We start from the raw sequence: 15941 nt of genomic DNA on the forward strand, positions 1-15941 counted from the left end.
AGCCCATGCCCTTTCTATCAGGGCGCTATGAACGCTCAACTGACGATCACCATGGCACAACTGACCCAGTCGGTCGGCGATTTACGTGGCAATGCGGATGCCATGATTTCGGTATATGAATCGAAGCCGGACAGTGATCTGGTGGTTTTCCCGGAGCTCCAGCTTATCGGTTACCCGCCAGAGGATCTTGTCCTCAAGCCCGCGGTTGTCGAACGGGCCGAGACTGAATTGCAGCGGCTGGCGAAGGCGACGGCCGGCAAACATGGTGCGATGCTGGTTGGATCGATCTTTCTGGATGAGGGCAAACTGTTCAACGGCGTTGCTCTTTTGGTCGATGGAACGATCAAGGATGTGCGATACAAGGTCGAGCTTCCCAACTATGGCACGTTTGACGAGAAACGGCTGTTTGCTTCAGGCCCGATGCCCGAGCCGATTGACTTTCGGGGTTGCAAGATCGGATTGCCGATTTGCGAAGATGTCTGGTTTCCCAAAACATGTCAGCATCTCAAGGAACAGGGTGCACAGCTTTTCATCACAATACATGGCAGTCCCTATGAAATTGAAAAAGACGATCGGCGATTGGGCCAGGTAGCGACCCGGCGGGTTCGCGAAACCGGTGTGCCGATGATTTTCCTTAACCGGATTGGCGGGCAGGACGAAGTGGTGTTCGATGGTGCCAGTTTCGTTTTGAACGGCGATGCGAGCGTGGTGCATCAGCTTCCCGACTGGGATGAAGCCGTTGTGGATACACAGTGGCGGAGTGAGGCGGGCAACTGGTCCTGTACCCCCGGAGAGATTCACGCTCTCGACGATCATCCCGCTGACATTTACAATGCGATGATTGTGGGTTTGCGTGACTATGTGAATGCCAACGGTTTTCCCGGCGTCATATTGGGCCTTTCCGGCGGGATTGACAGCGCATTGTCTGCAGCCGTGGCGGTAGACGCGCTTGGTGCGGACCGGGTCTGGTGCGTGATGATGCCATCCCGGTTTACCAGTCAGGAAAGCCTCGATGATGCAGCGGGTTGCGCAAAATTGCTCGGGACCCGGCTCGACACGATTCCGATTAATCCAGCGGTAGAAGGGTTCGACGCGATGCTGGAGGACAGTTTTGCGGACAAGGATGTCGACATTACCGAAGAGAATATCCAGTCGCGAATTCGCGGCGTAACGCTCATGGCCATGTCGAACAAATTTGGTCACATGCTGCTGACCACCGGAAACAAGAGCGAGATGAGTGTCGGTTATGCGACTATCTATGGTGACATGGCTGGAGGCTATTCGGTATTGAAAGACGCGTATAAGCTGACTTGCTTCAAACTGTCCGAATGGCGCAACCGGAACAAGCCCAGTCTCGGCATGGGGCCGGATGGCCCGGTCATGCCCGATACGGTGATCACCAAGCCGCCCAGCGCCGAGCTGCGTCCCGATCAGAAAGACAGCGACAGTCTGCCGGATTATGAAGTGCTTGATCCGTTGCTGCACGGTCTGGTCGAAGAGGAGCTTTCGGTCGCCGATCTGGTGGCCCGGGGATTTGATCGCGACACGGTTATCCGGATTGAAAAACTGCTCTACATCGCCGAATACAAGCGCCGCCAGGCTCCTCCGGGCGTCAAACTCGGTACCCGCAATTTTGGACGTGACCGGCGCTATCCGATCACCAACGCATTCAGGACAACATGACCATAAAAACCCGCTTCGCGCCGTCTCCAACCGGCCACCTTCATGTCGGTAACATCCGGACCGCCCTTCACAACTGGATGTTTGCCCGGAAAAATAGTGGCGAGTTTCTGCTGCGGCTTGATGATACGGACAAGACCCGCTCCAAAGAAGAATATGTCACGGCAATCCGCGGTGATTTGGCCTGGCTGGGAATTCATCCGGACAGCGAGGAGCGGCAATCGGAACGCTTTGATCGCTATGAGGCGCAGTTTGCAGAACTGAAGGCTGCCGGGCGGGTATACCCTGCCTATGAAACGGCTCAGGAACTGGATTTGAAGCGCAAGGTGCAGCTGGGTCGCGGAAAGCCGCCTATTTATGACCGTGCGGCACTTGACCTGTCGCAGGATGAGATTGCCGGATTGGAAGCCGAGGGGCGCAAGGCACACTGGCGGTTCAAACTGGATCATGACACGCCAATTGTCTGGACCGACTTGATCCGGGGCGATCAGAATTTTGATCCGGCCCTGCTGTCTGATCCGGTTATCCGGCGCGAGGATGGCAGCTGGCTTTACATGCTGCCGTCAACAATTGACGATATTGATATGGGGATCACCCACGTTGTTCGCGGTGAGGACCACGTTGCCAACACGGCGGTTCAGATCCAGATGTTTCAGGCATTTGGCGCCGCCATTCCGGACTTTGCCCACGAAGCATTGCTGGTCGGTACCGAAGGTAAATTGTCAAAGCGGCTTGGGTCGCTTGGGGTAAGCGGTTTTCGCGAACGGCATATTGAGCCGCAATCGATTGTGGCTTTGCTGGCGCGCATTGGGACCAGTGATCCGGTGGAGCCGATTGCGGATGGCAGCTTGCTTGTAGAGGCGTTTGATTTCAGCCGCTTTGGCCGCGCACCTGCGCGATTTGATGACGAGGAACTGGCGCAGCTCAATCAGAAAATTGTCCATGTGCTGAATTTTGAAGATGTGAAAGACCGGTTGCCGGATGCCATGACCGCGCAAGGCTGGGAGCTCGTGCGGCCAAATCTGCATCATATGGGAGAAGTGGATCAGTGGTGGCAGGTTGTGACCGGTCCGATTGCCGAACCGGAGCTGACACCGGAAGATCAGGATTTTCTGCACGAGGCGCAAAGCACGCTGGAAACGCTGAGCTGGGGTGATGGAATATGGAAAGAATGGACAGTCAAACTGAAGGAACAAACGGGCCGCAAGGGCAAGTCGCTTTTTATGCCGCTTCGTCAGGCGCTGACCGGGCTCGATCACGGCCCTGACATGAGCGCAATGCTCCCCCTGATCGGTCGGGATGCCGCGCTGGAGCGGCTGAAGGCTGCCATTTCCTAGTACAAGCGGTGGATGAATCGGAAAGGTTCAGGGCGTCCGTTTGATTTATTGAATGTTATAGTATAACATAACAATTGACGGTGCAGTTATAACAGCGTCAATTTGCGGGACTGTTCCGTCATCCGAGGAGAAGGATGAAAGGACAGACTTATGAGCTACGTTTCAACTTACACAAAAAAGCCACCCAATTTTAAGGGCATCAGCATGACTGTGGGGGTACATGCTCTGGTGGTGGCCGGCGTTTTGGCCATCCCGGGGATCGAACTGCCGGAACTGCCGCCAAATGTGGTGCACACTTACAATGTGCCGGAACCAAAACCGGTTGATCCCGTGCCTGAGCCTCAAAAGCCTATCGTGGATGTTCCCCAGCCCGCACCGGCACCCGCCAATATTCATCCAATTGTTGAACGACCAATCTCGGTTGATCCGGTCAATCCCGATTACAGCAATCTCGGGGATGACCTGCTTGCCGGAGAAGGGCTGATTGACCGCTTGCCACCGATCGAGCCTGCCCCGCTGATACCGGACCCTGTCATTGAGCCTGCGAAAATGAACAAGCGATACAGCTCAAGTTTTCAGCCCAGATATCCGGCTGGGCAACTTCGGTTGGGTACCGAAGCCCTGATTAGCGTGCGAGTGCTGGTGGGCACGGATGGCCGGGTCAAGCAGATTGAGTTGATCGACACCCCCCATGCTGATTTCTGGACGGCCACCCGCAAACACGCCTTGAAAAAATGGCGGTTTGATCCAGCCACGCGGGATGGCAAACCGTTTGAAAGCTGGATGACATTGAAAGTCCGGTTTCAGATAACCGATTGAACCCCATTTTCCAGCCCCGCGTCACGGCGGGGCTGGTCATCGCGGATTGAAGACACTATCTACCGGCAATGAGTTTTATCAAAGACGTTTCCATTGTTGGCGGTTTCCGGGATCTGGTCGGATTTCTGCGCCAAAGCCCCAAAGAACGGGTCATTCCCGCGATCCTGGCGTTGCTGATCCCGTCCGTCATCGTCTTCATTTTCATTATCGATTCGAAAATAAACACCGCCGCGCCCGAGGGTCCCAAGGTGCTCTATTTTGAAAGCTGGTCGCTGGATCGGACGGATGAAGAAATCCTCGCGGATCGCTGGGCTATTCAATGCCAGAAAGACAAATTCGCCGAAGAACGCAAAGAGTCGATGCGCAAACTAGCACGCCTTTCCGGGATGGATCCCGATGAAATCGAACGCGAAGCGGCCGCAAGACTGGCAGCGCGCGGGGAAGTTGTTGAAGAAGTTGAGCGGCCTGAGGGGCTGAGATGCTGACCGAAAATGGTGACTCGCGTTACATGGCGGCTGCCATAGCCTTGTCGGAACGTGGCCGGGGACGCACTGGGGCGAACCCGAATGTTGGCTGTATCATTGTCAAAAAAGGCATAGTGGTTGGCCGGGGATGGACGCAGCCGGGCGGTCGGCCTCATGCTGAAGCCATGGCACTGGAACAAGCCGGTGCAGCTGCCAGGGGAGCCGATATTTATGTGACCATGGAGCCCTGTGCCCATGAAAGCACGCGCGGACCAACTTGTTCGAATCTGGTGATTGATGCGAAGCCTGCCCGCGTATTGGTGGCAACTCTCGACGTTGATGAACGCACGCGCAGGCATGGGATCGATCGTCTGGGCGAAGCCGGAATCCCTGTGTCGATCGGGTTGCTGGAACAGGAAGCCCATCGGACGATGGCCGGATTTTTCATGCGCCTCGAAAAAGGACGTCCGCATATCACGCTTAAACTGGCCATGTCTCTGGATGGCTGTATTGCGATGGCCGACGGCACCAGCAAATGGATAACCGGAGATCAGGCGCGCAGACACGCTCATCTCGAACGCGCGCGGTCTGATGCGATATTGGTCGGGTCCGGGACACTCGAGGCTGACCAGCCCGGGCTGGATGTCCGGCTTTCGGGACTGGAAGACCGGTCCCCGCAACCAGTGGTTCTTGGTCAGTCCGATGCGCCAGACAATTGGCTTCGGGTTGACAGTCCGCAAGCGGTTGCAGATCTCAAGAATGTAAACTGGCTGCTCGTTGAAGGCGGCGCCGGGACCGCGGCGTCGTTTCTGAACGCCGGCATGGTGGACAGGTTGCTTCTGTATCGAGCACCGATTGTCATTGGCGGCGGTTTACCCGGCATTGCGGATTTTGGGCTGGAAAGCCTGGAAGCAGCGCATGGCCAGTGGACCCGTATTGAACGGTGTGACCTCGGCGAGGATGTGCTTGAGATATACGAGCACGCCGCCTAGACTTGCCTCCCCGAGTTAAGCAGGGCCGAGTAGCATTCGGACCTGAACAAAATAGGATATTCGATGTTCACAGGTATTGTTTCCGACATTGGCGAAATTACGGAAGTCTCCGAACGCGGCGATTTGCGGGCGGTGATTTCCTGTCACTATGATATGTCTGGCGTGGACATCGGCGCATCGATCGCCTGTTCGGGTGCCTGTCTCACTGTTGTCGAAAAGGGCGAAAACTGGTTCGCGGTCGACATCTCTGCGGAGAGCATATCCAAAACTGCCCAGGGTATGTGGGAGCAGGGTGGTCAGCTCAATCTGGAGCGCGCCCTGAAAGTGGGCGATGAACTGGGAGGGCATATCGTCACCGGCCATGTCGATGCGGTTGGCACAATCACCTCGATTGACCGGGAAGGCGATTCGCATCTGGTCGCAATTCACGCGCCATCGGATATCGCAGCTTACCTGGCACCCAAGGGGTCGATAACCGTCAACGGAATTTCACTAACCGTAAACACGGTCGATGATCAGCCGGATGGCAGCACGATTTTCGGAATGAATATCATTCCGCACACGTCAAAGGTGACCACCTTTGGCGCATTGAAACCCGGTGATGAAGTCAATCTCGAGATTGATATCCTGGCGCGCTATCTGGCGCGGATGGAAAAGGTCCGGTCGACGGCATGACCCGCTAAACGCCGACCGGTAACTACTGACTAAGCAATCAGAAAGGCAGCCAGCGCTGTTTCTTGCTGAATTTCATATATCCGACATTGGCACCGAGTCGCAGGCCGGCTCCGAGACGGACGGGAATAAGAACCTTGTCTCCGCTCCGCAGGTAGCTGACATGGAATCCGCCGATAAAATAGGCCGCGCCTTCGCCAGCGGGGAAGCGCTGGTAAAGGTCTTCGCTGTCGTAAAGATTATAGACCAGCACAAAGCTGTTGGCCGCATTGCCACCGACATCAAAGCCAATTGACGGTCCTGTCCAGTAGACGGGCCGTTCGCCTTCGATCTTGTGATAGAGCTTGCCCGAGCCATAACGCAGTCCGACAACAAAAGCGCCGCTGGCTTCGCGGCCGGCAATGTACGCATTGGGCCGGCCCTGTTTCTTCAATATGCCTTCGATAACGCCGGCCAGACCTTTGGCACCTTTACCGAATACGCCTTCCGCTGCCCCGATGAGGTCATCATCCTGAAAGGTTGTCGCATCATCGACATTGGCAACCGGAACACCGTTCGGATCAGAATAGGCGGGATCGGGATAGGTGGGGTCAGCAGCGGCGCTGTTGTCTTCCGGCAGCACCAGATCAGCATTAACATCCTGATCCGCAGGTGAGCCGACCGTCGTGTTGGTTTCAGCAGCCGGCGCTTCGAACGTGCCGTCATAGTCCGGCGCCGCGAGGTCGGCATCAATGGCATCATTGGGGTCGATGGTTTCGACTTGTGCATGGGCAGGGCTGGTGGCCAGCGCCATCACAGCGAACAGGCCGAGCAAACGTGTGCCCCACCGTTTCAATTGGGGTTTCTTCACAAACATTTCCTCCGGGCATGACTTAGACATGGGTAAACTCCTTCCCATACCAGCCAGCTAAGGGTGTTGGCCTTTGCGCCTGACTGCGCAATGAACGGGCGGTGACACGAGTCGAATTTGCGGTCTGTTGAGTCAAAATTGCGGATTCGGGTCTGGTTTTGCCGATATGCAACCTCATTTGGCCCGCTTTTTATCGGGTACCGAAGATAATTTTTCCCGTTGCAGCCTGCGCCAAGGATCGTTATAGCGCTTCACCTTGGCTAGCCAAACACGAGGACACGTGGGTGAGCGGCTGAAACCACCTCCTTGCTAAGGAGACAAGCTCTTTACGGGGCTTCGAGGGTTCGAATCCCTCCGTGTCCTCCAGTTGGTCCCTCAAGCATGCGGCTATACGCATTTTTTATCGCGAAAGCGATTTCCACAGCATCGGCAATTTCAAGAATTTGGCGTTATGTCTGATATCGATCTCGGGCCTTGTTGAAATGGCGCGTGCGGTTCCATTCTGCCGGACATCTTTCGGGACAAGCTGACGTTGGGACAGTTTGCTGGCCTGATCGGCTTGGTGGGTGATATGAGGTTGATTGCCCATGATTAAATCACATTCCCGTCCAAGGCGTATGATTATTCTTCTACATATCGAAATTAAGTGTAAAATAATCTACTTATCACGGAAAAAATTGAATAAAATTCTGTTTATTCGCTGAATTTCACGAAAAATGGTAATGTTATTTAGCCGCCAGAGTTTAGATTTGCGCCCACATCTTTCCTCTGGAGCACATATGAAACTGTTTACCGAACATCCCAAAGAAGTTGGCGAAACCTATACCGAGCATTTTTACATGGCGTCGAGCTTTGGTGTTCCGATGATTTTGGCGGGCTTTGCATGTCTGCTGCATGGATTCTTTCCATTCCTGTTCGAAAAGACCGGAAGCAATCTCGTCAAGAAACTGTATGACCGGATGGTGACGAACCGGGTGAAATCCACAGCCGGAACCGCGACCGAACACGAGCTTGAATGGTGCATCTAATTGGCTACGGGACGGCGTTCCCACTGCTTCCTGTTCAGGTCTAACCCATGTTTGGTGTATTGCCCGAACCGCGTCCCGATGCGTTGATGCTGGTTTCCCAGCGGTTTCGTGCCGACAGCCGTCCTGACAAACTGGATCTGGGTGTTGGTGTGTATCGCGACGCCGAGGGGCGCGCGTCCATTCTCGATGTGGTTAAGCATGCCGAGACGCTGATCGTTCAGGATCAACCCTCCAAAGCCTATCTGCCGGCAGATGGCGATGCAGATTTTGTCGCATTAATGCAGGAGATGGTTCTTGGTGCGGAAAATAATGCGCTGAAGGACAAGCGGGTTGCCGCGGCGCAATGCCCGGGCGGAACCGGTTCCCTGCATCAGGCTCTGGCCTTGCTGAAGCGCGCAGGGAAAGATCCGGCAATCTGGGTGGGAACACCAACATGGCCCAATCATATTCCGATGATCAATCATCAGAATTTTGCCATCGAAACCTATGACTATTTTGACATTCCGACCCAGTCGCTGAAATTTGACCAGATGATGTCCGCTCTTGCCAGGGCCGAGGCCGGTGATGTAGTTTTGCTGCACGGGGTTTGCCATAATCCGACGGGCGCTGACCTGGATCATGATCAGTGGCAGCAGGTTGTAGAGGTTGTACGCGAACGCGCTCTTATTCCCCTGTTCGATTTCGCCTATCAGGGTTTCGGCAATGGCAGCGATGCTGATGCGGTTGGTGTCAGGCTGATGAGCGAGCAGGTACCCGAGCTGCTAATTGCAGCATCCTGTTCAAAAAGCTTTGGGCTGTACCGCGAACGGACGGGAATTCTGCTGGTGCAGTGTGACAGCCGCCAGGCCGCCGAGGCGGCGACCGGATCGCTGCAAACGCTGGCGAGGTTAAACTATTCCAATCCGCCGGATCATGGCGGTGCAATCGTCAGAACCATATTGTCTGATCCCGATTTGAAATCGCGCTGGAGCGAAGAGTTGCAACAGATGCGTGAAAGAGTGCAGTCCATTCGCCAGGCTCTGGTCAGGGAAGGGCAGGTCCAGTCCTGCGATCTGGACTTTACCGGTCAGCAGGCCGGGCTGTTCACGACCTTCGCATTGACAGAAGAACAGGTGACAGAATTCGCTGAAAGTCATGCGATCCATATGCCGGCTACGGGTCGGATAAACATGTCAGGCCTCTCGATCACGGATGTTCCGCGATTTGTAACGGCTCTCCGGTCCGTCTAAGCGCGGGTCGATTGTTCGAACATAGCTGTTTTTTGGGGATTCCAGGCAACAGTTATGCGCCGACCTCAACTTGACAACATGAATCTGCCGTGCGAATCCTCTCCGCAACTGGCGAGATAAGGCCGCTTGCGCCGGAAATGGCGGAAGACATAATTACCTGGTCGCATAAACTGGAGGGGAGCTTCAGCCGTTGATAAATTTCGGTCCATCCGATGGGCCCCTGCGACGCAGCGCAAGCAGAATCGCAGCCCGGAGTCTCGGATCCCCGATGTCAATTCGGCAACACCAATCCAATCGGCAAAAATTGCTCATCTGGCTAGTGGCCCGAACGGCCTGGCGATAGACGGAAAGACTATTTGATGGAATCACGGACAAAGAATATTCGGATCATTGTTGTCCTGGCGGTCCTTGCTGCGATCCTGCTGTATTTTTTTCTGCGCGCGCCGTCTGACGAAGGCCAATCCGAATTCCTTGGCAATGTCGATGTTCGGGAAGTCCAGCTGGGTTTTGAACTGCAGGGCCGTATCGCCTCTCTGGCTTTTGAAGAAGGAGAACGGGTCCGCAAAGGGGATTTGATGGCGACGCTCGACACCGCATTGCTGGATGATACGATCCAGTCAGCCAATGCCAGTCTCGAGGCCGCACGCGCGGACATGGCGCGAGTCAAGAACGGCAATCGGCCCGAAGAAATCGCCATCGCCCGGGCTGCGTTTCAACGTAAGCAAAGCGGGCTCAAGCAGGCGGCCAAGGAATATGACCGCCGCCGATTGCTGGTCGAAAGCGGCGCAGTGTCTCGCGCGGATTTCGAGGAATCCCGGCAAAAATTCGAAATGGCAACAGCGGACGTTGAGGCGGCGCGCCAAAATTTGTCGCTGCAGAGATCCGGCAGTCGCCAGGAAGACATCAAACTTTCCGAAGCGGCTGCTTCCAATGCCCGGGCCAATCTCGCGCAGGCACGCACGAAGCTGGAGAAATCACAACTTGTTGCACCGTCAGATGGGGTGATTACTTCCCGTGTCCAGGAAGTTGGCGCGATTGCGAGTCCGGGCGCGCCGATTTACCGGCTGACTATCGACCGGCCCGTCTATGTCCGGGCCTATGCACGGGAATCCCAGCTAAGTTCACTGAAACCGGGGACCAAGGTCTCGGTTCGTGCTGACGGGCTGGATAAAGCCTATTCCGGTACAATCGGCTATGTATCGCCCAAGGCCGAGTTTACACCCAAGACGGTGCAGACCCCGGACCTCAGGACCGATCTGGTTTACCGGTTTCGCGTGGTCGTTGACAAACCCGATGGCGGATTGCGGCAGGGCCAGCCCGTTTCAGTGCATCTGAAATCACAGAAGACATCCGGAAAAAGCCAAAACTGATGGACAGCGACAGACCTCTGATAGAGGTAAGGGGCCTGACCAGGCAGTTTCTGCCGACGGATCCGCCCGCTCTGGAGAGCGTCAATCTTGACGTCTATTCGGGTCAGATCATGGGACTGGCTGGTCCCGATGGCGCGGGCAAGACCACATTGATGCGCATTCTGGCGGGATTGATGGAATTTGAAGAAGGTCAGATTTCTCTTCTCGGTCAGGATATCGCTGCAGATACTGCAATCGTACAGAATAGCGTGGGCTACATGCCGCAAAGCTTTGGTCTGTACGAAGACTTGACGGTGCAGGAGAATTTGAAACTCTATGCCGACTTGCGCGGTCTTTCGCCCGCCGAGATGGATGAAAGCTTTGACCGGCTGCTGGGATTTGCGGACCTCACGGATTTTACAGGGCGGCGAACGGGCAAATTGTCCGGAGGCATGAAACAGAAGCTGGCGCTGGCCTGCACTTTGATCAATCGCCCAAAAATCCTGCTGCTGGATGAGCCGGGCGTCGGCGTCGATCCTATATCACGGATCCAGTTGAAGAAGATGGTAAGCACTCTGGCCGATGACGGGCATGCCATCATCTGGTCCAGCGCCTATATGGACGAAGTGGAAACCTTTGAGCAGATATTGCTGCTCAACGAAGGCAAAACGCTTTTCAATGGCCCGCCGGATGAACTGGTGCAAAAGGTCGCCGGCCGGGTTTTCCTGCTCGACAATTTGCAGGATAATCGCCGAGAGCTGCTCGATCGCGCAAATGCAAGCGATGAAATCCGCGACGCCGCGATCGAAGGTTCGTCCGTCAGAATGCTTCTGGCCGATGCCAGGCCCGATACCATTGCAGATATCCGTGCAGAATATCATGGCAGTCTGACACCGGCACGGCCGCGGCTCGAAGATGCATTTTTCGACATTCTTGGCCCGAGCGACAATCGCTATGATCTCGTCGCAGGCAGATATCGAACGATCGAAGAACACTCACAGCCACAAATTGTGGCGCACGACATGTCCAAGTCATTTGGTGATTTCGAGGCAGTGCGGGCGATTAACTTTGAGATTGGACGCGGTGAAATTTTTGGTCTGCTGGGCCCGAATGGCGCAGGTAAGTCGACCACATTCAAGATGCTGTGCGGTCTTTTGACAACCACTGCCGGTACCGGAAGCGTTGCCGGTCATGATCTGCATATGTCGCGCAGCGAAGCCCGCAGCGCGCTAGGCTATATGGCGCAGAAATTTTCACTTTACGGAGATCTCAGCGTCATCCAGAACCTGGAGTTTTTTGCCGGTGTCTACGGACTGGACGGCGCAGCGGCGACGCAACGCATACAGGATATGATTGAAGCCTTTGATCTCGGTTCGGTGCTGGACCAGAATTCATCTGCCATACCGCTGGGTTTCAAACAGAGGCTGGCCTTTGCCTGTGCTGTTATTCACGAACCGGCAGTGCTGTTTCTGGATGAACCGACATCCGGTGTTGACCCCCGAACCCGGCGTGAATTCTGGCGGATTATCAACGATCTGGTGCAAAAGGGCGTGACGGTATTGGTGACCACGCACTTTATGGATGAAGCGGAATATTGCGATCGGCTGGCGCTGATCCATCATGGCGAAACCATCGCCATCGGGGCTCCGGATGAACTGAAAAATCTCGCTGTTGCCGGAGAGCAAGGCGTTTCACCGACGATGGAAGAAGCCTTTGTTGCCTTGATCAAAAGCCATGAATCCGAACAAGATTCGAAACGCTCCCAAGCCACTGAAGCGCAGTTGGTTGGCGACTGATGGACAAGACGATCAATTTTCGCCGTCTCTGGGCGCTGATCTGGAAAGAGATCTTCCAGATCGTACGCGATCCTTCGAGTTTGCTGGTCGCTTTTTTCATGCCCTTGATGATGATCTTCCTGTTTGGCTACGGCGTATCTCTTGATCCGACGCGGATGCAGATGGGATTGGTCCAGCAAGGCAGCGACAGCTTGTCTACGAGCCTCGCAACCAGCTATGCTAATTCACCCTATTTTGACGTGCAGCCGGGCCAAACAGTGCAGGAATTCTCGGAACGACTGGCGGCGGGGCAGATATTCGGAATCGTTGTCATTCCCAGCCAGTTCGATCGCAATTTCGCCAATCCCGGAGACACGTCTGCGGTTCAGATCATAACCGATGGCAGCAGCCCGAACAGCGCCCGATTTTTTTCCAGCTACAGTTTGGGCGTGTATGAGAACTGGAAGTCGCAGACGCTTGCTGAAATGGGCGTTGCGGTCGAACCTCCAGTCGCAGTCAGTACGCATTATCTTTACAATGAACAGCTCGCGAGCCGCTTTTTCCTGATCCCCGGTTCGATAGCGATGATATTGACGATGGTCGGCAGTTTGCTGACATCGTTGCTGGTCGCGCGGGAGTGGGAACGCGGGACCATGGAGACACTGATATCGACACCGGTCACCGTGACGGAACTGATCATGTCCAAGCTGGTTCCGTATATGATTTTGGGGCTGCTGGCTTCGGCGATCTGCGTATTGCTTGCGCTGGCTGTCTTTGGTTTGCCGTTTCGCGGGTCGTTCATCATTCTTGTGCTTTTGCTTCTGGCTTTTCTGTTTCCTGCGCTCGCGCAGGGCCTGTTGCTTTCTGCACTGACCAAAAGCCAGTTTGTCGCCTCTCAGGTCGCGGTGATCTTAGCCTTTCTCCCGTCATTTCTTCTGTCCGGATTTATCTTCGAAATTGCTTCAATGCCGCGCTGGGTGCAGATCATCACGTATCTGTTCCCGGGAAGATATGTGATCCCGCCGCTGCAGAGCATGTTCCTGACGGGTAACGTCCCCGAACTGCTGCTGCCCAATATCACGATTCTGATCCTGTTCGGTGTCTTCTTTTTCGGAATGACCATGCGTGTGACGAAAAAACATGTATAGGGGCGAGCGATCATGAGCGGCCGGATCAAGCCTTTGATCATCAAGGAAATACTGGCAGTGTTACGCGACCGGCGTGCGCGGCTGATGCTGATCGCTCCGCCGATCATCCAGTTGTTCCTTTTCAGCTTCGCTTCGACTCTTGATATCAATCACGCCCGGATTGTGGTGCTCAATCAGGATAGCGGAGCCGCCTCCACCGAGATCATCCGGCAGATTGAAGCGAGTTCCAATATCGAACAGGTTACCCTCGTGCAGGCGGAATATCAGATTGAAGAAGCCATTCGCACGCAGGAAGCAATTGCGGGGATCAAGTTTGCAGAAAATTTCTCCAGCCGGATTGCTGCAGGGCAATCAGCAGAGATGCGCGTGGTTCTCGATGGCCGCAAATCGAATGCGGCCCAGATTGTAAACGGTTATCTGAGCAGCATTGCGCAAAATGCAGCAGTCACATTGAGCCTCGATAACCGGCAAGGCGCGAGCCAGTCGGCAAATGATCGAAGGACATTTGAAGATGGCAGCGATGAAGTGTCGATTGTTCACGCATATAATCCCAATCTCGAAGAATTCTGGCATGTTTTGCCGAGCTTGCTGGGGATTTTGGCCTGCATGACGACTCTGTCCATTTCCGCTCAGGCGGTCGCACGGGAGCGGGAACTCGGCACGTTTGAGCAACTGCTGACCACGCCGTTGAAGCTGCACGAGATTCTGATTGGCAAGGCGGTTCCGGCAGTCATTGTGGGCCTGCTCAACAGCACGTTATTTGTGGTTGCCACGATCTGGCTTTTTGACGTGCCGATGGAAGGATCGATTTTCACTTTATATTTTGCGCTCGCCTTTTTTGTGCTCGCGGTCGTCGGCGTCGGTCTGTTGATATCTTCGTTGTGCATGACGCAGCAGCAAGCTTTTCTGGGAACCTTTATCTTCCTGACGCCAGCAGTTTTGCTGTCAGGCTATGCGACGCCGATCGAGAATATCCCCTATTGGCTGGAGCGCATGTCCATGGCTAATCCGGTCCGGCATCTGACAACTATTGCCCATGGCGTGTTTCTCAGAGACACGCCTTTTATTCAGTTGCTATCCAGCGTAATTCCCCTTGCAATCATCGCAGGTATTTCGCTGACAGCCGCAACCTGGCTTTTCCGCCGGAGGATGGAGTGAACATGATATCCAGACCTTGTCTTCTGATTGCACTGGCCGGACTATCCGGCTGCGCTTCGGGATTGAGAGAGGCGCCGGAACTGGCGCAAACAGCCCCGCCGGAAAATTTCGCTTCCGCGCCCAGTCCTGGAGAACTGAATCCGGACTGGTTGCAAGCGCTTGGTGATCCGCTGCTTTCCGATCTTGTCAGTGAAGCGGCTGCCGGTAATTTTGACGTGGCAAGATCGACAGCGTTGGTGCGGCGCGCCAGGGCCATGGCTGAGGCAGCAAATGGACAGCGGTTTCTCGAAGGCGGTGCCGGCGGATCCGCGAGCCGGAACCAGTTGAGCGAAAATGGCGTCATTCCTGTTGGTCGAGTCCCCGGATTCGATCGTACCTATTCGCTGTTCGATGCCGGGTTTGATGCAAGTTACGAGTTCGATATCTGGGGCAGAAAAGACAGCAGGGTACGTGCCAGGCTGGCGGATGCCGAAGTCGCTGCGCAAACCCGCCGGGCGACCTTGCTCACCGTAATGGCCGAAACTGCGCGGACATATGGTCAGTTGCGCAGTCTGGAAATGCAGGAGAAGGCGCTTTCGAACCGCCTGGCGAGTGCGCAGGAGAAACTGGTTCTGGCCGAATTGCGAAAGAAGCATGGCGAAGCGCCATTGAGTGAAAGCATTGCAATTGCAGGCGAGGCAGATGCGCTGGCGGCACAGCTTCCACCTTTGCAGGGGCGCATCAAGGTCGCGATGTTCCAGTTGGCCCTGCTCAGTGGTCGGCAGCCATCAGAACTGGTGGAGCGTCTGGCAGGCACCGGAACGTTGCCTGCGCTGCCCGATGCGATATTGTCCGGCCTGCCGTCAGAAATGCTGAAACGCCGCCCGGATGTCGCAGCTGCTGCCTTTGAATTTGATGCCGAACGACAACGGTTGAAGGTAGCGAAAGCGGACCTTTTCCCCCGGTTTTTTCTGTTGGGTAGTCTGGGGCGTCAGGAACGGGATATTGATGGGATAGCGTCAGGCGGCAGTGGCCGCTTTTCCATCGGCCCGTCTTTCTCCTGGCCGATATTCGAGATGGGATCGATCCGCGCCCGGATCAGAGGGGCGGATGCCGGTGTCGATGCTGCGGCCAGCAAATATGAGCAGGCGGTTTTGACGGCTCTGAATGAAAGCGAGTCGGCCTTGACCCGTTACGCGCGCGCGCGCGAAGCGGTAGCCCTGGCAAAAAAAGCAACAGCCCGAGCTGCGGAAAATGAAGCGCTGTCAGCAAAACTCTATCGGAGCGGAGAAATCACCAAACTGGTGTGGCTGGACGCCCAGATGCAGGGGTATCTTGCCGAACAGCGCCTCGCCGTAATCCAGGGAGATGCGTTTCAGAAATTGATTTCCGCTTATAAAGCGCTCGGGGGCGGCTGGCCGGACTCACTTTCCGAATAGTCAGCGCACGAGCGATTGAAGA

At 55.2% G+C, this 15941-nt stretch carries 14 protein-coding genes and 1 tRNA gene; 14 read left to right on the forward strand and 1 reads right to left on the reverse strand.

Annotation, left to right across the window (positions count from 1 at the left end; all coding sequences use genetic code 11):
• Positions 1-27: 27 nt before the first annotated feature.
• From ABJI30_RS05790 to ABJI30_RS05815, 6 genes are all read left to right on the forward strand, one after another.
• Positions 28-1683, forward strand: a complete 1656-nt coding sequence (locus ABJI30_RS05790) for an NAD+ synthase (protein ID WP_348016235.1) — start codon at positions 28-30, stop codon at positions 1681-1683.
• Positions 1680-3017 carry a glutamate--tRNA ligase gene (gene gltX, locus ABJI30_RS05795; protein ID WP_348016236.1) on the forward strand — a complete coding sequence of 446 codons (1338 nt, stop codon included), beginning with the start codon at positions 1680-1682 and terminating at the stop codon, positions 3015-3017. The genes ABJI30_RS05790 and gltX overlap by 4 nt, the downstream gene beginning before the upstream one ends.
• Positions 3018-3221: 204 nt before the next feature.
• A complete protein-coding gene (locus tag ABJI30_RS05800) occupies positions 3222-3836 on the forward strand; it encodes a TonB family protein (RefSeq protein ID WP_348025406.1) in 615 nt (204 codons plus the stop codon).
• 68 nt (positions 3837-3904) lie between these two features.
• On the forward strand, positions 3905-4321 hold the full coding sequence (locus ABJI30_RS05805; RefSeq protein ID WP_348016238.1) for a hypothetical protein: 417 nt from the start codon (positions 3905-3907) through the stop codon (positions 4319-4321).
• On the forward strand, positions 4315-5292 hold the full coding sequence (ribD, locus tag ABJI30_RS05810) for a bifunctional diaminohydroxyphosphoribosylaminopyrimidine deaminase/5-amino-6-(5-phosphoribosylamino)uracil reductase RibD (RefSeq protein ID WP_348016239.1): 978 nt from the start codon (positions 4315-4317) through the stop codon (positions 5290-5292). The genes ABJI30_RS05805 and ribD overlap by 7 nt, the downstream gene beginning before the upstream one ends.
• Positions 5293-5355: 63 nt before the next feature.
• Complete coding sequence (locus ABJI30_RS05815) at positions 5356-5967, forward strand: riboflavin synthase (RefSeq protein WP_348016240.1); 612 nt, start codon at positions 5356-5358, stop codon at positions 5965-5967.
• Between the two features lie 37 nt (positions 5968-6004).
• Here ABJI30_RS05815 and ABJI30_RS05820 read toward each other — a convergent pair whose 3' ends face one another.
• Positions 6005-6757 carry a DUF1134 domain-containing protein gene (locus ABJI30_RS05820; protein ID WP_348016664.1) on the reverse strand — a complete coding sequence of 251 codons (753 nt, stop codon included), beginning with the start codon at positions 6755-6757 and terminating at the stop codon, positions 6005-6007.
• A 331-nt stretch (positions 6758-7088) separates the two neighbouring features.
• On the opposite strand from ABJI30_RS05820, the gene ABJI30_RS05825 reads away from it, so the two are divergent.
• The 8 genes from ABJI30_RS05825 (at position 7089) to ABJI30_RS05860 (ending at position 15919) form a co-directional block, all read left to right on the forward strand.
• A tRNA-Ser gene (locus tag ABJI30_RS05825) sits at positions 7089-7180 on the forward strand.
• Positions 7181-7593: 413 nt separating this feature from the next.
• The gene (locus tag ABJI30_RS05830) at positions 7594-7842 is read left to right on the forward strand and encodes a DUF6356 family protein (protein WP_348016242.1); all 249 of its coding nucleotides are present in this window, start codon (positions 7594-7596) and stop codon (positions 7840-7842) included.
• A 47-nt stretch (positions 7843-7889) separates the two neighbouring features.
• Positions 7890-9071 (forward strand): amino acid aminotransferase, encoded by a 1182-nt coding sequence (locus ABJI30_RS05835; RefSeq protein WP_348016243.1) that lies wholly within the window; start codon positions 7890-7892, stop codon positions 9069-9071.
• A gap of 359 nt (positions 9072-9430) precedes the next feature.
• Entirely contained in the window at positions 9431-10441 is a 1011-nt protein-coding gene (locus ABJI30_RS05840) for an HlyD family efflux transporter periplasmic adaptor subunit (protein ID WP_348016244.1), read from the forward strand.
• Entirely contained in the window at positions 10441-12216 is a 1776-nt protein-coding gene (locus ABJI30_RS05845) for an ATP-binding cassette domain-containing protein (protein ID WP_348016245.1), read from the forward strand. Before ABJI30_RS05840 ends, ABJI30_RS05845 begins: the two co-directional genes overlap by 1 nt.
• On the forward strand, positions 12216-13343 hold the full coding sequence (locus ABJI30_RS05850) for an ABC transporter permease (protein ID WP_348016246.1): 1128 nt from the start codon (positions 12216-12218) through the stop codon (positions 13341-13343). Before ABJI30_RS05845 ends, ABJI30_RS05850 begins: the two co-directional genes overlap by 1 nt.
• Positions 13344-13355: 12 nt before the next feature.
• Positions 13356-14501 carry an ABC transporter permease gene (locus tag ABJI30_RS05855; RefSeq protein WP_348016247.1) on the forward strand — a complete coding sequence of 382 codons (1146 nt, stop codon included), beginning with the start codon at positions 13356-13358 and terminating at the stop codon, positions 14499-14501.
• A 2-nt stretch (positions 14502-14503) separates the two neighbouring features.
• On the forward strand, positions 14504-15919 hold the full coding sequence (locus ABJI30_RS05860) for a TolC family protein (RefSeq protein ID WP_348016248.1): 1416 nt from the start codon (positions 14504-14506) through the stop codon (positions 15917-15919).
• Positions 15920-15941: the final 22 nt, after the last annotated feature.

The sequence above is a fragment of the Parasphingorhabdus sp. genome (assembly GCF_039968395.1).
GTDB lineage: Bacteria > Pseudomonadota > Alphaproteobacteria > Sphingomonadales > Sphingomonadaceae > Parasphingorhabdus.